Origin of the sequence: Leptospira limi, from assembly GCF_026151395.1 — a bacterium.
In the GTDB taxonomy this organism is placed as follows: domain Bacteria; phylum Spirochaetota; class Leptospiria; order Leptospirales; family Leptospiraceae; genus Leptospira_A; species Leptospira_A limi.
Window position 1 is genome coordinate 1,209,015 of record NZ_JAMQPV010000001.1, and the last position, 20,906, is coordinate 1,229,920.

16 protein-coding genes and 1 pseudogene are annotated in these 20,906 nt (G+C 36.1%); 9 read left to right on the forward strand and 8 right to left on the reverse strand.

All coding sequences use genetic code 11. The features are described from left to right. Positions 1–14 precede the first annotated feature (14 nt). The 3 genes from ND812_RS05695 to ND812_RS05705 all read right to left on the reverse strand — a co-directional run bounded on the left by ND812_RS05695 (position 15) and on the right by ND812_RS05705 (position 5,637). Entirely contained in the window at positions 15–1,400 is a 1,386-nt protein-coding gene (locus tag ND812_RS05695; protein WP_265374648.1) for an MFS transporter, read from the reverse strand. 102 nt (positions 1,401–1,502) lie between these two features. Beyond that, positions 1,503–3,302, reverse strand: coding sequence for a SpoIIE family protein phosphatase (locus ND812_RS05700; RefSeq protein ID WP_265374649.1), 1,800 nt, complete (start codon positions 3,300–3,302; stop codon positions 1,503–1,505). Positions 3,303–3,345: 43 nt separating this feature from the next. Beyond that, positions 3,346–5,637: a SpoIIE family protein phosphatase gene (locus ND812_RS05705; RefSeq protein ID WP_265374650.1), complete on the reverse strand. Its 2,292-nt coding sequence runs from the start codon at positions 5,635–5,637 to the stop codon at positions 3,346–3,348. A 154-nt stretch (positions 5,638–5,791) separates the two neighbouring features. On the opposite strand from ND812_RS05705, the gene ND812_RS05710 reads away from it, so the two are divergent. After that, positions 5,792–7,483 (forward strand): methyl-accepting chemotaxis protein, encoded by a 1,692-nt coding sequence (locus ND812_RS05710; RefSeq protein WP_265374651.1) that lies wholly within the window; start codon positions 5,792–5,794, stop codon positions 7,481–7,483. 31 nt (positions 7,484–7,514) lie between these two features. Then, positions 7,515–7,881, forward strand: a pseudogene (locus ND812_RS05715) (OsmC family protein). Positions 7,882–7,915: 34 nt separating this feature from the next. Here ND812_RS05715 and ND812_RS05720 read toward each other — a convergent pair. From ND812_RS05720 to ND812_RS05740, 5 genes are all read right to left on the reverse strand, one after another. After that, on the reverse strand, positions 7,916–8,353 hold the full coding sequence (locus ND812_RS05720; protein ID WP_265374652.1) for a hypothetical protein: 438 nt from the start codon (positions 8,351–8,353) through the stop codon (positions 7,916–7,918). Between the two features lie 4 nt (positions 8,354–8,357). Further along, complete coding sequence (locus ND812_RS05725) at positions 8,358–9,623, reverse strand: acetyl-CoA acetyltransferase (protein WP_108959891.1); 1,266 nt, start codon at positions 9,621–9,623, stop codon at positions 8,358–8,360. 13 nt (positions 9,624–9,636) lie between these two features. Then, positions 9,637–10,947 (reverse strand): 3-hydroxyacyl-CoA dehydrogenase NAD-binding domain-containing protein, encoded by a 1,311-nt coding sequence (locus ND812_RS05730; protein ID WP_265374653.1) that lies wholly within the window; start codon positions 10,945–10,947, stop codon positions 9,637–9,639. Positions 10,948–11,832: 885 nt separating this feature from the next. Then, the gene (locus ND812_RS05735; RefSeq protein ID WP_265374654.1) at positions 11,833–12,327 is read right to left on the reverse strand and encodes a DUF2721 domain-containing protein; all 495 of its coding nucleotides are present in this window, start codon (positions 12,325–12,327) and stop codon (positions 11,833–11,835) included. A gap of 38 nt (positions 12,328–12,365) precedes the next feature. Further along, positions 12,366–13,316 (reverse strand): tRNA dihydrouridine synthase, encoded by a 951-nt coding sequence (locus ND812_RS05740; protein WP_265374655.1) that lies wholly within the window; start codon positions 13,314–13,316, stop codon positions 12,366–12,368. Between the two features lie 227 nt (positions 13,317–13,543). Here ND812_RS05740 and ND812_RS05745 point away from each other — a divergent pair, with 227 nt between their 5' ends. The 7 genes from ND812_RS05745 (at position 13,544) to ND812_RS05775 (ending at position 20,874) form a co-directional block, all read left to right on the forward strand. Continuing rightward, on the forward strand, positions 13,544–14,392 hold the full coding sequence (locus ND812_RS05745) for a hypothetical protein (protein WP_265374656.1): 849 nt from the start codon (positions 13,544–13,546) through the stop codon (positions 14,390–14,392). Between the two features lie 35 nt (positions 14,393–14,427). Next, a complete protein-coding gene (locus ND812_RS05750) occupies positions 14,428–16,824 on the forward strand; it encodes an LA_1737 family protein (RefSeq protein ID WP_265374657.1) in 2,397 nt (798 codons plus the stop codon). A gap of 3 nt (positions 16,825–16,827) precedes the next feature. Further along, the gene (locus tag ND812_RS05755) at positions 16,828–17,364 is read left to right on the forward strand and encodes an NADPH-dependent FMN reductase (RefSeq protein ID WP_265374658.1); all 537 of its coding nucleotides are present in this window, start codon (positions 16,828–16,830) and stop codon (positions 17,362–17,364) included. 176 nt (positions 17,365–17,540) lie between these two features. After that, positions 17,541–18,584 (forward strand): DUF1554 domain-containing protein, encoded by a 1,044-nt coding sequence (locus ND812_RS05760; protein WP_265374659.1) that lies wholly within the window; start codon positions 17,541–17,543, stop codon positions 18,582–18,584. Positions 18,585–18,828: 244 nt separating this feature from the next. Next, the gene (locus tag ND812_RS05765; protein WP_265374660.1) at positions 18,829–19,419 is read left to right on the forward strand and encodes an NAD(P)H-dependent oxidoreductase; all 591 of its coding nucleotides are present in this window, start codon (positions 18,829–18,831) and stop codon (positions 19,417–19,419) included. 1 nt (position 19,420) lies between these two features. Next, positions 19,421–20,329 carry an alpha/beta fold hydrolase gene (locus ND812_RS05770; RefSeq protein ID WP_265374661.1) on the forward strand — a complete coding sequence of 303 codons (909 nt, stop codon included), beginning with the start codon at positions 19,421–19,423 and terminating at the stop codon, positions 20,327–20,329. Then, complete coding sequence (locus ND812_RS05775; protein ID WP_265374662.1) at positions 20,326–20,874, forward strand: PadR family transcriptional regulator; 549 nt, start codon at positions 20,326–20,328, stop codon at positions 20,872–20,874. Before ND812_RS05770 ends, ND812_RS05775 begins: the two co-directional genes overlap by 4 nt. Positions 20,875–20,906 lie beyond the last annotated feature (32 nt).

A 20,906-nucleotide genomic window follows, 5' to 3' on the forward strand; every position in this document is an offset into this window, starting at 1 on the left:
GGTTCAAATATAATTTACCGATGGATCTTTTTCAATGTTCTTTTTGTTAGGATTCTTTGCACTTGGATGTGTTTTGCATCTGTGAGGGGAAAAAATAAAAAAACAATTGATCCCAAGATAAAGAAGAAGCCAACTCCGGGACCAAAAATCATAGCTAAGCGAAATCCTACTTCAGTCGATTGTTCTGTGAGTCCATTTTGAAACCCAATGAAATCGAGTAAAAAACCAGTGAGTGCGATTCCAAAGGCTTGGGAAAATTTTACGCCCATCTTCCATATTCCAAAATAGAGTCCTTCCCGTTTTTCACCCGTTTTGTATTCATCATAGTCGACAACATCTGTCAGGATGGAGTCCATGATGAGAATGGATCCTGCGAAGATCCCACCAAAGAAGGCTGCGATGAGCGGGGGTCTTAGTTCTCCGTAAGGAAATAAAGGATACACGATCACAGTTAGAAGGCCTAAACCAAATACACCAAGAAATGCAGGGATTTTTTTTCCGATCTTTTTGGAAATCCAAACCCAAAAACCAATGGATAACATGAGTACAAGAAAAAATGGCAATAAGATGTTGATGACCACTTGGGATTCCTTTAATCCCAATCGGTATTCATAATAGTATAATGCAATTGCGGAGTTAAACGTTCTACCAATCGTTGCTATGATAAATGCAAATAATAATATGAGAAACATTTTGTTTTTTAAGACAGAACCAAAGGACACAAAGAATGGGAGTTGTTTTGTTTTATCAGATTGGATTGTATCTTTGCCTTTTGTCACTAAAAAGGTGATGATAGAAGATACAAGGATAACGAGTGAAACAATTTCTCCAGCGACAGTCCGAGAGGTGATGATATTTTCCTTAGCACTTTCATCACCTAGAGATTGTAAGATGGCCGCTGGCACAATCATTCCAATTAACATTCCTATGTTACTAAAGAATAACCTCCAACCAAACACAGAAGTCCGTTCATTTCGTTCAAAACTTAGTTCTCCACCAAGTGCAATATGAGGTACTGAGATAACTGTCATCGCTGTATTCACTAAAAGATAAACACTTAGTAAATACGCAAATTTACCCATTTGGGAAGAAAGGGAAGGGGGCGAAAAAAGTAAAAGCACTGATATGGATAATAAAATTCCACCGATGAAGATAAATGGCCTTCGTCTACCGAATCGAGTGATGGTATGGTCAGAAATCCGCCCCATGAGTGGGTCACTGATTGCATCCCAAATCACTGAAATTGACAAAGCAATTCCTGCTAAACTGGAATTGAGTCCAACGATCTCTGTATAGTATTTGAGAAGATAAATTTGAGTAAAAAGTTGAACGGCTGTTATGCCAGTCTCTGCAAACCCATATCCCATTTTAATGGGAAGTTTTAGTTTAGAATGGTTCATTCATGTTTCCATGTATTGGACGGTCCGGACCCAGATTTTTGGGAAATAAATTGGCTTTTAGAGGCAAAGGGAGAAGGCTTTTCTAACCTTTTGCAAACTTGTTCATTCTGTTTCATAAGAGATTCGAATGATGGAAATGTCATCGATGACTTGGCCAATCGAATCAATTTCATTGATGATGGAATCTAAATTTCCTTTTGTGTTTTCCACGATTTCTAAGAAATTCTCATCTTCTGAGAGCACTTCCCACTCTCCTTCATCATTTTTGGTGAGAAGGTCATCCTTCCCATCGGAACCAATGAAGAGAACATCATGGGGCTGGAGTTGGAACTGATTGACTTCCTTTATGGGGAAGGCACCCAGCGTGCCTAGTTTGCGATAGGATACAATGGGATATAAAAAGTTGGCTTTTCCATTTCTGAAGAGTACAATCATGGGGTGTTCTGCATTCAGAAAAAACAATTTACCAGTTTTTTCTTCGATGAGACCCATACTTAAGGAAACTAACATGGTTCCATCAAATGTCTCAAAAATCAATTGGAGTTCTTGTAAATTGGACCTGAGCCAGTTTTCCGGGCTTTGGTTTTTGAAACCAGGATCTGTTTTTGTTCGTTGGACAATGGATTGGAATACAGATCCAAATACCAGTGCTCCACCTGCACCTTGCATGGATTTACCCATTGCATCAGCATTCACAAACAAAAGGTATTTTTGTTCGTTTAGATAAATTGTGTGAGAGATATTAATATCCCCACCGATTTCATATTTCTGATTTTTAAATTCAAAAGACTTTTTTTGGCGTAGGAAATGATTCACCAAAAACTGTTTGCTACTCGTATCCTGGATGGCAAATGGATTTAATAATTGGTAAATTAAGTAATAATCACCATCTTGTTGCACTTTTAACTTGCTGATATCAATTAACGATTGGTTTAATTCATCTGTACGAAGTGTAACTTTTTCTTCTAATCCTTCATTCAGATTTCGAATCTCAGCATACATATTTTTAAGAGTTCCAATAACAGAATTTAAGTAGAACGCTTGTTTCGCGAAATCATCACTGGATTTTGGAGTTACAATAACATCAAAATTTCCTTTGGCCAGTTCCCCAAGTGAACGACTCGTTTCGCTTAAACCCTCATTCACTGATTTTGCGACTACGTAGGAACAAACGATAAGAGGGATGATGAATATAAAAGACACAGTGACTATGGGAATCATTGGATCTTTGACTGCGATTTCACCTGTTGCTAAGGAATATAAAATATATGAAAAAATCACAAAGGGAAGGGCAGCCAAACTAAAAAATGCGACAAGAATACGTGTGAAATAATTAAATTTAGGAATGTCCCTCTCTTGGAGTTCTACATTCTTAAACTGAGGTAAGTCGAATAAATTGCGAATTGCACTTTCACTGATAAAATAATAAGTGACAAACGAGATGGGAGCAATCATTACAAATGTAAATATTGCAGACCGAGCCACAGACGGAGTATATTCCACCAAATAAAAAAACAATAAACTGATTGGGATCACACCGGATAACCAGCGTATTACGATAATGATTGCTTCAATCAGTGGATAACGAAAGAGGAGGATTTTAACAGATTTTGCATATTCCTTCTCTTCTTGAGAGAGTGGAATCGAGAATTCGGAAACTGTTTTCATTTTCTCGATTTTGGCAAATAGGTATTTTAATAGTAAGTGTCGAACAAAAGTTCCTAAGAGGCCAATCCCAGTGGCAAACACGAGACATAACGCAATAAAGATTTCCCAATGGTTTGGTTCCATCTTTTGTGTGATGATCGCATAATAAACGGCAAATGGTACAGGAACAGTATGTGTGAATGCCTCCAGTTTTATGGTGAGATCCCAGAATAATGTTTTCCTGTTCCGATTCATTTTAGTGGAAACTGTCACAAGAGACGATACTATAACATTAAAATTAAATCAAGATATTCGGAAATTTTAATCTTAAGATTTGTTTCCATTTTTTTGTTCGTTCCAGATCGGTTGGGAATTGGTTTTCCCACTCAGTTAAGATTTCTTTCGCCCGAATTTGGTTTTCTTTTTCCAAATACAATCGAATCAAATGAAAGGTATTTTTGGCAGCTTTTGGTTCCCTTAATCGGATCCGCTCGGCGATTTCGATGGCTTGGTCCAATCTACCAGCTTTCCGTAGTAAAATCGAACTTAATTCCATAAAACTTAGATCATATGGGTGGCTTTCTAAATACACCTGCGCATGTTCAGTGGCTTCAGTATAATCTTTTCGTTTGAAGTGAAGTTTTGCGAGTAATTTGTGAAAACGTTTGTTAGTAATTGGTTGTGTTAGAATTTGTTTTTGTAGGGAATCAATGGCCGCATCAATATTTCCAACTTCCACAAGTTTTTTTGCTGTCTGGTAGGATTTTGATACATCGGTATTCGAAACTGTATCTACATTGCCTTTATAATGAACTCTGATCAGTGATAAATCATCAGTGATCTCTCCATTTTTGGTTAACACTTTGAAAATTGGTTCTAATTCACCTTTACCTTGTTCAACGTAGGATAAAATTAAATTTTCGTCTTGGTTGATTTGTCTTTGGTTGGATTCATTTTGTTCATTAAAGAGTAATAAATCATCCCTTCCATCGGATCCACTGATGATTGTATCTCCAGGTAACAACCGAAAGGTTTTAATAAAAATTCCAGAATTGAGACCTTTGGTTCCTAATTTTCGGTAACTCAGTTCATTTTCCAAAAAACTAGCCTTTTCATCTCGGTATAATATAAGCCAAGGGTGTTCTGCATTGATAAAATATAAAAAACCTGTTTCTTCTTCAACCAGTCCAATCACAAGAGAAACCAACATACTTCCGTCAAATCCTTCAAAGATTTTGTGCATTTCAATGAAAGCATTTTTTAACCATCGTTCCGGTGATTGGTTGAAAGTGGCCGAAGATAAATAGGTCCTTTCAATGATTGATTGGAAAACGGCTCCTAAAACAAGTGCACCTCCTGCACCTTGCATCGATTTTCCCATGGCATCAGAATTAACGAAAACAGAGAATTTTTTCCCTTGCAGAATGACATTATGGGCAATGTTTAGATCTCCTCCAATTTCATATTCCTTGCCTTTGAATTCGAATTTCTTTTTCTGTTTTAAGAAAAAATCAATGCTAACAAGTTCACTACTCACTTGGTTTTTTCCAAGTGGTTTGAGGAGTAGATGTGTTAAAAAATAATCTCCATCTTGTTGGAACTTAAGTTTTTTCACTTCTTCCAAAGAGTTCTCTAATTCCATTGTTCTTTCTTTTACTTTACTTTCTAAACCAACGTTTAAGGTAAAAATTTCCGTATACATTGTGTTCAGTTGTTGTATGACACGGTTTAAGTGGAAAGACTGTTGTCCAAAATCATCTCCAGAAGAAGGCATGGAAACAACTGAAAAATTTCCTTTTGAGAGTTCGTCCAAAATATGGCTAGTTTCACCTAACCCTTGTCTGACTGCTTTTGCTACCAAATAAGCAACAAAAACTAAAGGAAATATAAAGATGATTCCAATGATTAGAACTTGTAAAGATGGATTTTGGACATTTAAATTTCCACTTGCACTTGAAATCAACATGTAACCAAGAACAGTAACTGGTAGTGCAGCAAGGGCAAAAAATGAGATTAAAATCCTTTTGAAATAATCAAATTTTGGGATTTCGTTTGGTTCGATGGCAATGGGTCGAATCAGAGGCAGTTTGAATAAATTCCGAAATGCATTTTCTGTGATGAAGTAATAGGCAACGAAGGAAATGGGTGGAATCATCACCATATAAAGGATAAACGTAGTCCATAAAGTAGGTCTGTATAAATCGAAAAAAGGTGTTGAAAAGAAAATAAGCCCTACACCAACAAACCAGCGAATGATGATGATAAATCCTTCATAGAATGGATATCGATATAAGAACAGTTTGAGTTCTTTTGCTTTTGAATTGGATCCGATTGTATATGTCTCTTTGTTTTTTTCTGATTGGAGAGCTTCAAATTGATTGGATAATTTTCGAAGTGTGAGGTATCTCCATAAACACCCTCCTAATACCATTAAGGTTCCACTCGTGATGCATAAAACTAAAAATAACAGCCATTCGTTTATGCTATATTCCTGTGTGATGGAAGCCATATAAATAGCAAATGGAACTGGAACCAAATGTGTGAACGCTTCTAAACGGAGTGTGAGAGGTAAAAATATAGTTTTAAACATGAAGGATTTAGAATATCGTAGGAGATTTTAATAAAAAATGAGAATTGTCAAGTCATTGCAGAAGAATCATTCTTAGTTTGATTCTATTTTGCTTGCTAAATAAGGTCTTTACCTAAATCCTTTCTCCATCTCCCTAAAACTGGATCCATTATCTGTGCGCAAAAATTTACCAGTCACTCAACATGAAGTAGAATTCCAAGAAGGAACAAAGATAACTTCCAAAACAGATTTAAAAGGAATCATCACCTATGTAAATGAAGACTTCCTGAAGATTAGTGGATATACGCAAGAAGAACTCATTGGCCAACCTCATAATCTCATTCGGCATCCAGATATGCCTGGGGAAGCCTTTCGTGATTTATGGGAGACTGTCAAATCCCAAAACTCATGGGTTGGACTCGTAAAAAATCGCTGTAAAAATGGAGATTATTACTGGGTTGATGCCAATGTTTCTCCTATCTATGAAGATGGAAAACACATAGGTTATATGTCGGTTCGCACAAAAGCGACGAAAGAACAGATCCTAAAAGCAGAAGGATTGTATGCAAAGTTAAATCTTGGGCAAAAAAATGAGTCGCAACGGTTTGGGAAATTGTTTGCCATTTCTACTGAATTAGTTTTTTCCATTCAATCTTTCATCAGTTTGGTTTTGTTAGTATTATTTGGTTCTTCCTATTTTGTAAACATTCCGTTCCTTCATAACCCACGGTTTTTTGGGGTTGGGATTTTTGTTTTTTCTTTGGGTTTTATATTAGGATATTTTAAAATTCAAAAAAACAAAAATTCTATTTTTAGAGTAATCGAATATTTGCAAAACTTATACAAAGGTAATTTGAAGTTTGATGTAATTTTAGAAAATGGCGGTGGTTACTCTGAAATACTGTTGCTTATCAAAAAAACACAGTTTGAATTCCGAGGGATGATTTCACAACTCATTGGTAATGCTGAAATCGTAAAAAGCCAAATCAAAGGACTTACAAAAGCTGTAGAACATATCCATGTTGCCTTTCAAGAGTTATCCCTTGCCATGCAATCATTATCTGAATCAAGTAACGTAACAAAAGAGAGTTCCGAAAGTATATTCTATCAAATGGATGCTCTCAACCATTTGATCCAAAGCATTCGATCGGAAGCAATGGCTGTTCAATTTGAATCAACCAATGCACATCATATTGCCATGGAAGGAAAAAATCGTTCCGACAAAGCAATGTCCCAATTCTTAAAAGCAAAACATCAGATTTTTAAAACTTCCGAATCGATTAAAGACCTTGGTGAAAAAACAAAAGCCATACGAAAGATCACAGAAACAATTGCAGCAATTTCCGAAAAGACAAACTTACTTTCGTTAAATGCATCTATCGAATCGGCAAGAGCAGGTGATGCTGGAAAAGGATTTGCAGTTGTTGCGGGTGAAGTAGGTCTTCTCGCGGAACAATCTAAAAAATCGGCAAAAGAAATCTCTGTATTTATCAGTGAGCTCACTTCAAAAATTTTACAAACAGTGACAGATATTGAAGAGGGTTTAAATGAAGTGGAATTAGGGTCCAATGAATTTGAAACTGTGCAAGTTGAGATGGGGAAAATTCTAGCCAACTCTGAAGGCACAAAACTTAGTTCCGAAAAAATCAACGGCTCCACAGAAGGGACACAAGAAAAATCTACAAGTGTTCTTTTTAATATTGAAAAGATACAAAACCAATTGACACATACTTCTTCTATCGTGGAAGAATTGTCAGCTGCTGCTCATGAACAGAAACAAACTGTCGCGGCAATTGAAGAATCAATTTCCAATTTAGATAAAGTGGCAGACAGATTGGATTCAGTTGCCTTTCGATTTAAGTTTTAAAATCTCGTAGTTCAGATATTAGGTTAAGTTAATGACAAATCCAGACTCAAATGCAAAACCCAAAATGAATTTTCATGTGGAAACCACTAGAGTGGATTCTCAGGCAAGCCTTTCACGGTGTAAATCGGCAGAAATCGTATTAGATACAGATATGGCGGGAAATCCAAATGCCTTCAATCCTGCTGAGTTGTTACTTTCTGCGTTATCGGCCTGTATCATCAAAGGGGTGGAAAGAGTGGCTCCCATTCTTCATTTTCAACTCAAAGGGATTCAAGTGACTGTAGATGGAATCAGACGAACGTTTGCTTCTGTTGCATGAAAATATCAAAAAATATGGAACTGTTTTTAATACCATTGCACCTGGCACTGATTTGGCTGGTGAGATTCGAAGAAAATAAAAAACCCAAAGTTTCCTTTGGGTTTAGCAATTCATTAGTCTTCTGAGTTCCAACCTACAGAATAGATGGCTGCTGTAGAAACAGTGAATAAGGAATAATACGCTACCCAAACCCATACAAGTTGTGTGGGGGCAAAGTTTGTGAGGGACAATGTCCAAAGCATTGGCGATACAAATCCAATGATCGATACTAAGATTCCCACTAAAAATCCACCCACAAGTCCTTGTGGAAGTGATTCTTTCATCAGTGCATACAAAAATCCAAAGGATAGTGTGAACAATAAATCGCTGAAAACAGGTCCTAGCCAAAAAACATCTGTTATAGGAACAAACATCGATTTGAATGTTGGATCAAAGTAAAACTTTGCAAAAAACAACATACGAACAGGGATCGACACTGCTTCCCAAAACGAAAAGGCAAGGAGGAACCGGACGAGTATCCGATTCCATTTTTCTGTATTCAGCGAATTCACAAGCTTACTTCCCTAAGATGAACACGAAGTTCGTCGTTGCCGATCCACCAATGTTGAGCATAAGACCGTTCTTAGCTCCTTTCACTTGGTAGTCACCTGCAGTGTTTGTAACTTGTTTGTAGAGGTCGAGCATCATACGAACGCCGGACGCACCCACTGGGTGACCCACACCGATGAGTCCACCGGATGGATTGATTGGTTTTTTACCACCAAAGTCAATGGTTCCTTCTTCGATCGCGATGTGTTCTTTTCCTGGTTCTGAGATTCCAAAAGCAGAAATAGCAGCATACTCAGAAGAAGTAAAACAGTCATGTGTTTCAAATACATCAATGTTTTTTACATCTAGGTCAGCACGTTTGTACGCATCTTTTACTGTTTGGCGAGTCCATGGAAGGATGTATTTGTCTCCAACGGATTCTTGTTTTTTTGCTTCAAATGTAATTGGTGCAACTCGGTGACCCCATCCTTTTACTCGAGGGATGTCATCAATTTTACGGCCAGTTTTTTTAGCGTATTCTTTTGTGTAATCTTTAGAAGCAAGGATGGTTACTGCAGCACCGTCTGTTACTTGAGAACAGTCTGTGATACAAAGTCTTCCACCCACTGCCATATTATTATCACCACCACGAGCCATCGCATGTTCTTTGTTCATGAACCATGTACGAGTTTGTGCTTTTGGGTTACGTTTTGCGTTTGCGTAATTGATACGTGAAATTTCAGCAAGAGCATCCATAAAACGTTCTTCTTTGAGTTCGTAACGTTCGAGGATCACGTCTGCTAATTTTCCGAAAAGTTTAGGGAAAGGAAATTGAACCCCTTTTGCTTCCTTTTCATAGTAAGCAGCAGTTCCAAGGAAGTCACCACCCACAGAAGAAGAAACGGTTTTCATCACTTCCACACCAAGTACAATCGCTAGATCGTAGTCTTCTGCACGGATGTGTGTGATCGCTGCATCAAGTGCAACCGATCCGGAAGCACAAGCTGCTTCATAACGAGCACCAGGAACGCCGAAAAGTGCAGGGTTAACTTCTGTTAAAAATGCACCCAAATGTCCTTGGTTTGCGTACTGTTCTGCATCAAAGTTTCCAACAAAAACAGCCACACGATTTTCTTTGTTCAATCGTTTGATTTCATCATAACTAATGCCAACTTTTTCAAGAGCATCATCTAATACTTCACGCATCATGGACATGAAGGTTTTTCCTTCTTTGGTCCAATTTCTTTGGAAGTCGGTTTGTTCCCCGCCTAGTACAAATACTTTTTCACTCATATGATACTCCTAATTAACCTTTGAAAAGAGACCTTGCGTCTAGTTTCTCGCCAAGTTCGTAGAACTTTTTGCCTTCTTTCGCATCTTTTAAAAGTTTTGGAACTGGTATTTTAGACGTTTCCATCATCTTAATTGTTTCTTTTGGTCCACCAAGGAAATCAACAAACGCAGATGCAGGAACCCAGTTAAAACCAAAACCCATTGCTCCATCAGTGTTTTCTTTTGTATCCACTACTTCTCCAACGAGAGAGAGCGAATAACTGATGTAACGTGAAATGAAGTAACGTGCGATTTCTGCTTCGAAACCACTCGCTTTTTTTACTACATCCATCGCACCTTTGTAATCGGAGTCTTTGATTTTTTGGCGAGCTTCTTTGATAAAGGGAATATCAAATTTTGGGTACGGATCGTACTCACCTGTTTTGATATTGTAAACAAACTTCTCACGTTTTCCGTCAGCGTGTTTCACAACTTTTGTGAGACCACCACCAGATTTCATACCAAGTTTACCAGCATCGATTAACTTTTGGAAGTAACCAGGAAGTTTGAATGTTTCATGTGCTTCGTCTTTTGTGTTGTCGTAGATATTGTCTACAATGGCTTTGTGAACGTCTAGTCCTACGAAGTCTGCAGTTGCAAGTGGGCCCATGGCACGTCCAGTGTAACCAGACATGATTTCATCCATAAGTGCGATTCCACCTTTGTCAGCATACTTTTCAGCAAAGTGAGCCACTTCGTTCATCAACTGAAATCCGATACGGTTTCCAGCAAATGCAGGAGTGTCGTTTGTATAAACAACAGCACGACCTAAAACTTTATCTAAGTATTCACCTAACGCTTGTGTGACTTTTTTGTCATTTCCAGAGTGAGTTACGAGTTCACAAAGGATCATTTTATAAGGAGGGTTAAAAAAATGGGTTCCGTAGTAGTGTTTTTGACCATCTTCATCGTAAGCTTTTGCCAAACGACCAATGGAAAGTCCTGAGGACACAGTGGAAACGATGGTTCCCGGACGGCGCGCTTTTGCGATACGAGTGTTGATCGGTTCTTTGACTTCGTAACTTTCCGCCACGAGTTCGAATACCCAATCTGACTCTGCGACTGCTTTTTCCAGATCCGCATCGTAGGAACCAGGGATCATCCTAGCGCGAATAGTATCCGTTTTTACGGATGCGACAGCGGCTTCGATACCCTGTTTTGCTTTTTCTACATCTCTAGCGAGCATATGGACTTTAGCACCACCGAAGGCAGCAATAACGCCTGTACTTCCAGAACCCATGGCTCCGTTGGCACCTAAAATCGTGACAGTTTTGATTTCTCTCATGAAGGAATTTCCGAATCTAATTTTTACTTACCGTTCTAGAAAGGTGAGGTGACAGGAAAATCGTTTTTTTTTGTCAGATTTGTTACAAAAGAGGGGCGGTGGGGGGTGCGGCGCAGGGTACACTTTCCCCGCCCGATTAGAGGGTGGGGTACTGGACCCGCCACCCAATGTGTTCCCTTTACCACGGCCCGCCATTTTTGGCACGCCGCTTCTAAAAATCGCCGATTTTAATTTCCAAAAGTTCATAGTACGAACTCTCGGGCACCCGGGCGGGCTCACTACGGGGTCCGCATTCGCTCCCGTCTTCGTCAGGCAGACCTTCCGAAGACCAAGCCCTGCGGATCCCTGGTGCGGGGAAGTGTTTCGAAGTCGAAAGAATCGGAACGAGTTGTGACCGAGGTTTTAAAACTACAAACTTATTTGTATTGTCTCTTCGAACTTGCATGATCATTCCTTTTGCTGTCAATTTCGATTAAGATATTAAAATATTCTAAAAAAATGCTTTGAATGATTGGAAATCAAAAGGATTCATCAATTGAAATCAAAATAATATCTATATTGCTTTGATTACATTTTATCTACTTTGCCGAGTTTCCACCTATTCAATTAATAATTTTAACGCTGGTCTTTCGCTTTGTACATTGAATAATGAAAAGAAGAAGTGAAAGAATTTTATGGATTCGACGCTAAACATAAGCTATGTTAAACTTTTATTCTCTTGAAGCATAAAAAGGAAGTTTTCCAAGCGCCAGCGGTAGTAGCGGAAATCCTTTCGCTTAGCGAAAGATTGGAGCGTATAACGCGGTCGCTAAACGTAAATATGTTTGTGAAGAGATGGATGCGAGGCGCCCAAAAAAACTCTTCTTGGGCTTTGACTGAAACAAGTTATTTCATTTTTTCTTGGATTTCTCGTTCCAAAAACTCGGTAAACTCAATTTGTCTTTTAATGAATGTTAGGTTGTATCGGCTTTCATACAAAAGAAGTGCACTAGCAAAAAACAAACAAATCCCACCTGATAGAGCAACCACAGTTGGGATCCAATTGAGATTTTTAGCAAAAGCAAGTGTAAATGCAAGTGCCAAACTGGAAATGATAAATAAGGATGTTGCTAAGTATAAAAATGCCATCGATCGCTGAATGAGAACAGCTCGTTTTTTTTGAACAGAAAGTTGGTGTCTCATATAGACCATTCTTTGTTCATGAAAACTTCGTTTTCCTTCTAGTAAAAGTTCGACTTCTGATTTCAAAAGATTCACTCGATCAAAAATTCTTCCCAGTCGATTCGCTGTGGAAAAAATCAAACTAGCACAAGCAGACACAAGGACAGCAGGTGTGATCATACCTGATAGGATTTCAGAATTGGAAAATGATTCAAACATATTGAATACTTAATACAATATTGAGATGGATTTTACCATCATTTTCTTTGTGAGAATAACTCGGAGAAATAAGTAGTTTCCAATTCTTTGGGATTAGTAAGTTGTCTCACGATTTGGAAATCAACAGTTGCTTCCTCATATTCTCTGGAAAGGTATTTTAACCATTGTTTGATTCTGCCAGTTTTGCTAATTCCATCAATGCCCGTTTCCATGGATTTCCAATAATTCAGCAATAAGTTTTTAATTTCGAGCCACTCGAAACGATTGTATTGGGTCCCTTTGATGAGTAAAGCCAGTGCAGGGTTTGCAACAGCACCTCTTCCAATCATAATATCCTTACATCCTGAGATTTCTTTGCATCGGATGGCGTCTGTTACTGTCCAAATTTCTCCATTGGCAACAACTGGAATTTTTATATGTTCCGTTATTTTAGAAATCCATTCCCAATATGCAGGTGGTTTGTATCCATCAACCTTTGTCCTGGCATGTACAACTATTTCTTTTGCTCCGCCTTCTTCCAATGCTTTAGCACAAACAAGCGCATGTTCTGTGGTATCATAACCCAGTCTCATTTTTGCAGTGACTGGAATTTCTTCTGGTACAACATTTCGAACTGCTTTTACGATCGAATACATTAGGTTTGGTTCTTTGAGTAAAGCTGCACCTCCTCGGTTTCGATTTACCGTTGGGGCAGGACAACCAAAATTGATATCGATACCATAGGCTCCAAGAGAAGCCACCTTACCGGCGTTTTCCGCCATACAATTGATATCAGAACCTAGTAATTGAACCTTAACAGGGATCCCTGACTTTGTAAGTGAATTTTGGTAGAGTTCTGGAACATAACGGTAAAATCGGTGAGAAGGGAGCAGTGTATCATTCACCCGAATGAATTCGCTGACACATTCATCATATCCGCCGACACGCGTTAATATATCGCGTAAACGAAAATCAAGAAGTCCTTCCATTGGAGCAAGTAGAATACGCAAAAGAAAAATGATCCTATCCTGTCACTTTTCCCACTACGTCACCTCTGATCATTATAAATTTCCTAAAAAATGGTAGTTAATTTAAATTGAGAATACCGAAGCTACTGGGATATTTAACAGAAGTTTCATAGCGAATGAAACTTTAGCTCATTTCCATAAATCTGAATGCATCAATCAAATTTTGATTGTATTCGTTCGAGAGAGCAGAGTATATTCTTATTCTCCTTATGAAAAATTGGACTTTGATACCCATAATCTTATTCTCACTAAATGGTTGTTTTACGAAAGAGGTAACGATCCCTAAAGAAAATTTACGCCAATCATTAGATATACCTGTGTATTCAGATTCGCAAGAAATTGACGAATATTTTATACCAGTGTTTACCGAGATAAAACGACCACAAAATGATGGCAATGTTTACCAAGCGATTTTGAAAGAAAAAGAAACTGGTAAAATTGTTCGTACAATTGCCATTCTTGTCGATGACAAAACACTCAATTTGAAACCAGAAGAATACATTCATTATCCGATATATTATGCGAGTAGTGTCTCAAGAAAGTTCCGTTTTTGGCCTTACTATAAATCAACATATGATATCAGAAGAGCATCTGACAACTCACCTGTGTATATGCCAGTCTATGCCTCCGCAGGGATTGCTTCATTGGCAGCTTTTGGCATTGCATACGTGGCTTCTACTGGTACTGCATTTATCGTTGGTTTAGGAAAAGGAACTTACGAGTTTACTGAAGATATTCTGGAAGGAGTTGTTGTTTCGAATCAGGAGATCGTCTTAGCTTACAATGATTATCTTTATGATAATAAAAATAGACTCACATCAATTATGACATATTTGCCATACAGATCTATATCAAAATCTGTGATCCCATTGTATGACCGAGAAGGAAAAAAACAGATAGGACAAATGTATCCTTCTTCTAAACCAATTTTAATTTCTCAACTAGATTACAAATATAACAAAATAAATGCAAATCCCAGTTCCGTTACGATGATTGAGTATCTACCTAAAAAAATGAAAAAAACGATTTCTTTACCCGTTCGAAATAGTATCAAATAAAAATGAATCATAAACATAATATTAGTAAATTGAAATTGGACCATCTCCTCCCATGTCTCATTTTATTTTTAGTATTTCCCATTACTGCGAAATCTTGGCCAGATTTAGAAAGTGAAAGAGAGATTCAGATTTATGGGAGTGAAAGGAGTAAAAAATACAAGGCCAGTAATGTTTTATATGACATCGAAGATTGGAAAGATCATTACTCAGTGAAAACAATGGGAGTCTATCGTTATTACGATTATCCACTCTCGAAATCAAAAACAGTATTTCCTTTTTATGATCATCTACAAAGCAAAATAGATAATCGTGAATACAAACGTATTTTGAATTATAATGTCACAAGAGAAAATGACTCTGTTCATAAATCAATATATCCTCTTGTATTTTGGGGAAATAATGTAAATAACTCACATTTAATCGCCATTCCTTTCTTTTATCAGAAAAAAATAGAAAATCAACGTAGATTTGGTTTTCCTGTTTTGCCATTCATTTATTACACAAATAAAGAAGAGTTAGGTGATGATTATTTGAATTATTACAGACTCTTCACTTTGTTTCATTTTGAAACAAGTGGTAAACGAGGATTAAATGAAGTATCATTTATACCTTTTGTATATTATTCAAAAGAGAATTATTTGTTTTTACCAATTTTGCTCTATTATCAAAATTACCGATCTACTTATCATGAGTATTGGCTGGGTCCATTGTATTATTCTAAAGATCAATCCAAGGAAGAGAGATTGTTTGTTTTATTTCCATTTGTTGGAAGTTATGTTTCACCCAAAAAAGAATTCAATTTTATATTTCCTATTTATTTAAATCTAAAAGACAAGGAAGACGATTATCATATCAATTTATTTTGGTACACTAAGGTACACGACACAAGTGTTAACTTGGCAACAAATGAAGGAAATGTATATTTGGATTATGACTTTGGGTTATTCTATAATTTAATTGGAATCTCCAAAAGGAGTCGAATCATCAAAGGAAATTCTGCTAAAGTAAATGGTACCATTTCTACAAAACCAGAGATAAGGAAAAAAAGGGAATTCAATCGAGAGAATAGTGATGAGTTTACTGGCTTTCAGCTTTTATTTGGGATCTTTTCCTATGAATTAGCAGATACGAAAAAACACATTCGTTTATTACCATTTGCTTGGTTTACCTGGGATGAGTCTTCTGAAGATAAAGTTGTTTTGATTCCTCCGCTGTTTCCAATTTGGTTGAGTTATGTTTCTGATGATTTAGAATATAAAATTATCTTCCCGTTTTATGGAAAACAAAAGGATAAGACATCTGAAATCCAATCCTTTCTTTTAAATGGTTATATCAAGGAGGAATACCAACTAAACCATCGGATTGAAAAATCATTTTTTTGGCCATTTGTGAATTTATACCAATCTGATATTGATTCTGGTCATCGAGTATTGCCTTTTTATGTACACAACAAAACAAAAGCAGAAGAAAGTTCCAAAAGTAATACTTATACACTCATTTCGAGTTATACAAAAATAAGTAATAAGAACTATGAATCTAAAGAATTTTTGATATGGCCCGTTTGGATCTCCTATCAATCTTATCAATATACAAATAAAGATCCTAATACTACAGTATGGATCACACCATTTTTCTATCGAAATAAGGAAACTTCAAGTATCAGAACAAATCTATTATGGTTTGTGGATTGGGAATATGAGTATATCTCTCCCATTCCTGCAAATGATAAAAATGAAATTGGTCCGCCGGTGAAAAAAGAAAAATTATCACACCTTTTGTTTTTTCCTTTTTATTATTCGGATTCAAGTTTTTCGATGATTCCTTTGTCTTTCAATCATTGGGGAGAAGGTGAATTTACTACCTTTACCTTATTCAACTATTATCAGTATAAAAAGGAAGGACATTACTACAATCTCCTGTATTTATTGGAATCGGAAAACACTTCTTCCGCATACCAATTACGTAGTTTCTGGAACTTTTTATTTAGTTTCCAAAGAACAAATAACGATATTGACCGTCTTACATTGCTTTGGTTAGGTTACGACCAAACAAATTATAAAAAGACTATTAATTTTTTCCCACTCATCAGAACCGCAGAGTCAGAAGATGAAACGTCAAAAATGTATGGCCCATTAATATATTATATTTCCAAATCAAGTGAGGAAATAACAGAATTAGGGCTTCTAGGGATTGGTTATTATCATAATGAAACAAAATCAGATAAACAATATGCAACATATGTATTGTTAGGTGTTTTATACCAAGAAAAAACAGAATTGGAGAGAGGGTTTGTAAAAAGAGGAAGCCTTTGGGGTTGGCTTTGGGAATACCAAACAGAAGAAAATGGGTATGAAAAATTTTCAATTTTAAAATTGTTTTCCTATTCCAAAGAACCTGATGGAACCAAAAAAATTCTTGGAATCAGTATTTAAATTATGAAAAACAAAAAGCCTGTCATTCTAGCCATTACAGGTGGCATCAGCCTAACATCGTATAACAGAAAAATACTAAATACACTAAAAGTTAATTATAAGTTGACTTGTGATATGACCATTTACGATGAAATTATTAGATTTCCTTTTTTTGATTCTGGAATATCGGAAGAGGGAACTCCTGATATCATAAAAGAGTTTTTGGGTGAAGTGAAACGTGCAGATGGAATTTTAATTTGTTCCCCTGAGTATGTTTTTAGTATACCTGGTGTCTTAAAGAATGCATTAGAGTGGGCAGTTTCTTCTGTTGTATTTACTGATAAACCTGTTGCTGTTATTACTGCTGCATCGGTTGGCCAAAAAGCACATGAATCGTTACTTTTAGTATTAAAAACGATCGGTGCAAAATTAACAGATGACACCAGTCTACTCATTTCAGGCGTTAAAGGCAAGGTGTCTTTGGAGGGAGAGATTTGTGATGAAGAAACCGATATCGCACTTCAAAACTTAATGCATTCGTTTTTAGAATCGATTTCGTAGTGTTCACCCTTACAGTCTAAGAACATCATGTAATCCTTATGATTACATGATCCAAAAAATAAATTCTTTCATTCGGTTGGAGAAATTAAGAAATAAAAAGGCAAATACAAACATTCAGATTTTGAATTACATCCATTTCATATAGCAGAAACTTGGCCTAACACTGGTTGCTCATGATGATTGAATCAATATCACTTTTGTTCATTTTTCGAAAATCAAATCGATTCTTATTATGTACACTCTCAATCCTTTTTTTGTTCTCTTGTGAAAGTGAAACCTTTAATAATGCCTGTGATACAAAATCAAAATCTTATTTTGAAACTTCAATCTTAGCTGCGTCTCTAGGCGAAAAACGGCACCCATGTTATCCTGATTTTACAATTGTAAGCCAACCTGGATTAAATGTAACGAGTCAATTTGTTTCATTAACTGAGGCAGGTGGTAATGCTTCCGTTGGAACTTCCTCTACAGTTCAATTGTATCTAGGTAGCGAACCCAAAGAAAATGTAAATATTCAAGTAATTGTTAGCAACGGTTCATATGTAACGCCTTCTCAAACTTCTTATACATTCACAAAAACAAATTGGAGTACATTACAGAATTTAACGCTTACTGCAATGAATGATACAATCATCAATGGGACAAGAACTATAACGGTAAGATTGGTGCCAAGTTCAACAGATTCTTCCTTTCGACTTGAGGAACGGATGATACAAGTTGAGATTACTGATAATGATAAGATTATTTTTATTACAAGTGTTGGACGTTTGGGAACTTTGGGTGGAATATCAGGTGCAGATAATATTTGTCAGTCGGAGGCAAATTGTCCTGTTGGTAAAATTTGTAAAGCAATGTTAGGTGATAGTTTTAATTCATTACGAAGAGCTTCCGTAACTGCAAATGTAGGAGATGGTCAGATTGATTGGGTTTTAAAACCATTTGCCTCCTATTATCGATCGAACCGTACAGATTTAATTGGGACAACTACAAGTGCCTCATTGTTTACTTTTAATTTAACATTTGCTATATCTGGATCTAGCTCAACTGCTTGGACTGGTTTGAGTTCTGACTGGACTAATAACGTAAACTCCTGCACGGGTTGGACATCTTCAGGAGTATTTGGATATGCTGGAGATACAGGAAGTAATACGAGTACATCAATAGGTTTTAATTCTTTTGGTTGTGCCACTTCACTTTTGCATTATTGTGTAGAACAATAAGAACAATTAATCATGAATTCCTGGTAAAATGTATTTGGATTCCATCTTCATCATTAAGTATTATTGATTCTTTACTTATTAATTAAATAATCATACAGATTCTAGAAAGGCCATTCAATCATTACGATCTTTTCTATTTTAGATATTTCAATATTTTTCAAAAGAATCCAAAAAGACTAGAAAAATAGATTGACTAATCATATCTAACAGATATAGCTAATAATTATATCTGGTAGATATAATTATGCAAAACAAAAAAATTCTAATTATATTAGGACATCCGAATCCTAATTCATATTGTGCAAAACTCGCTGATTCCTATTTCCGATTTGCCAAGAATTCTGGATTTGATGTCCAATTCTTAAAGTTAAATGAACTAAAATTCGATTATAATCTAAATTTTGGGTATGATAAAACAATTAAACAGGAGTTAGAACCTGATATTTTGTTGAGTCAATCATTGATACAGAGTGCAGATCATCTTGTATTTGTTTACCCAAATTGGTGGTCTAGTATGCCAGCAATATTAAAAGCGTGGATCGATAGAGTGTTTTTACCAGGTTTTGCTTTTTCTTATCAAAAACGTTCTCCACTCCCCAAACGATTGCTTAAGGGAAAAACAGCTAGGATCATGATTACGATGGATGCACCGACCTGGTATTACAAATGGTTCAATCGAAGTCCAGGAGTTCAGTTATTAAAACAGGGAACATTAGGGTTTTGTGGAATTACGAAAGTTAAAGTTACATATTTTGATCAAATTAGGTTTAGAAATTTGTCAAAGTTAAATCAATTCATATTAGAATCAGAAAAACTTGGTGCGATGGGAGCGTAAGATGAAAGGTAGGTTTATAAATGCTTCTGCTCTGAAAGAATTTGGAAAATTCTATGATTATAAAGGGAACTCCATATTCTATGGGACAATGGGTGAAGGAGAGCCATTACTTTTGTTACACGGATATCCATTTAACAGTTATGATTGGAATTGGGTAATGGAAGATTTAGCAAAAAAGTATCAATTGGTCTTTATTGATTTGTTGGGTATGGGATTTTCCGATAAACCACAAAATCATACCTATTCATTTGAAGAATATGTCGAAATGATTAATACTCTAATAAAAAAGTTGAACATTAGAAAGATAAGAATTTTAGCACATGATTTAGCTGTAAGTGTCGTTGAAGAAATGTTGGTAAAAATTGATAGTTTGGATTTTGAGATTCTATCTGTTGCATTTATGAATGGTGGAATGTTTACTGATGTGTATCAACCAAGAATGATCCAAAGATTGTTATCCCAAACGCCTAATGTTATCGGAAAGTATTTAAGTAAAAAAATAAAAAGGAATTCGATTGAGAATTCTTTGAATAAAATGTTTGGGCCCGAAACTGGCCCAAATTTAGAATTATTAAATGAATATTGGAATATTTTAAATTACAATCAAGGAAAAGATATAGCATATTTAATCGGTCGATTGGTTTTTGATAAAGTTAAATACCAAGACCAATGGATCAAAACACTTAAAAATACTAAAGTTCCTTTTTGTTACATCTGTGGTCCAATGGATCCTAATTCAGGAATCCATATGGCAGAACGATTTAAAAAAGAATATCCATTTGCTTCTGTATACTTTTTATCTAATAAAATTGGCCATTGGCCTCAGGTGGAAGCACCAAAGGAAGTAATCTCAGCATTGATGTTATTTCATAAAGAATTAAATGCATACAACAAACTACAGGAAAAATGAAAAGAGAAAGTAAAACACAATACGCACTTTTAGGTATTTTATCTCAATGTGAAATGAATGGGTATGAGATTCGAAAGTATATCGAATCTACGATTAGTTTCTTTTGGAGTGAAAGTTTCGGACAAATTTATCCTACGTTATCTAAATTGGAAAAAGATGGTTTCATTAAAGAGTGGGAAAAAACGGATTCAAATGGAAAGAAAAAAAAGGTATTTAAGGTTACACGTCCAGGTTTAGAAGAATTTCGAAAGTGGATGGACCAATCTCCCATTCAAACAAACAAAAGAAATGAATTGTTATTTAAAGTTTTCTTTGGAAGGCATATGAATCCGAAGTTACTGATGGAACAGCTAGAAAATGAAATCAGAAAACAAAAGGAAGATTTAAAATCATTAAAAGTATTTCAAAAAGAATTAAAATCAGAATGGGAAAAACACCCAGATAATGAGTATTGGAATTTAACATTGGAATATGCGGAGAAACAGACATTGTTAAACTTAGATTGGATACAAAAGGTAAAGGGAAAAATCCAAGAAAAAGTTTAAAAATAATCGATTTGATATGTTATTTCATTGAT

Bases quoted from the DNA above. Each gene is read 5' to 3' on its own strand.
- ND812_RS05735 (WP_265374654.1), bottom strand. From the start codon at position 12,327: ATGTTTGAATCATTTTCCAATTCTGAAATCCTATCAGGTATGATCACA.
- ND812_RS05760 (WP_265374659.1), top strand. From the start codon at position 17,541: ATGATTGAATCAATATCACTTTTGTTCATTTTTCGAAAATCAAATCGA.
- ND812_RS05745 (WP_265374656.1), top strand. From the start codon at position 13,544: ATGAAAAATTGGACTTTGATACCCATAATCTTATTCTCACTAAATGGT.
- ND812_RS05725 (WP_108959891.1), bottom strand. From the start codon at position 9,623: ATGAGTGAAAAAGTATTTGTACTAGGCGGGGAACAAACCGACTTCCAA.
- ND812_RS05775 (WP_265374662.1), top strand. From the start codon at position 20,326: ATGAAAAGAGAAAGTAAAACACAATACGCACTTTTAGGTATTTTATCT.
- ND812_RS05700 (WP_265374649.1), bottom strand. From the start codon at position 3,302: ATGAATCGGAACAGGAAAACATTATTCTGGGATCTCACCATAAAACTG.
- ND812_RS05770 (WP_265374661.1), top strand. From the start codon at position 19,421: ATGAAAGGTAGGTTTATAAATGCTTCTGCTCTGAAAGAATTTGGAAAA.
- ND812_RS05765 (WP_265374660.1), top strand. From the start codon at position 18,829: ATGCAAAACAAAAAAATTCTAATTATATTAGGACATCCGAATCCTAAT.
- ND812_RS05705 (WP_265374650.1), bottom strand. From the start codon at position 5,637: ATGTTTAAAACTATATTTTTACCTCTCACACTCCGTTTAGAAGCGTTC.
- ND812_RS05755 (WP_265374658.1), top strand. From the start codon at position 16,828: ATGAAAAACAAAAAGCCTGTCATTCTAGCCATTACAGGTGGCATCAGC.
- ND812_RS05695 (WP_265374648.1), bottom strand. From the start codon at position 1,400: ATGAACCATTCTAAACTAAAACTTCCCATTAAAATGGGATATGGGTTT.
- ND812_RS05730 (WP_265374653.1), bottom strand. From the start codon at position 10,947: ATGAGAGAAATCAAAACTGTCACGATTTTAGGTGCCAACGGAGCCATG.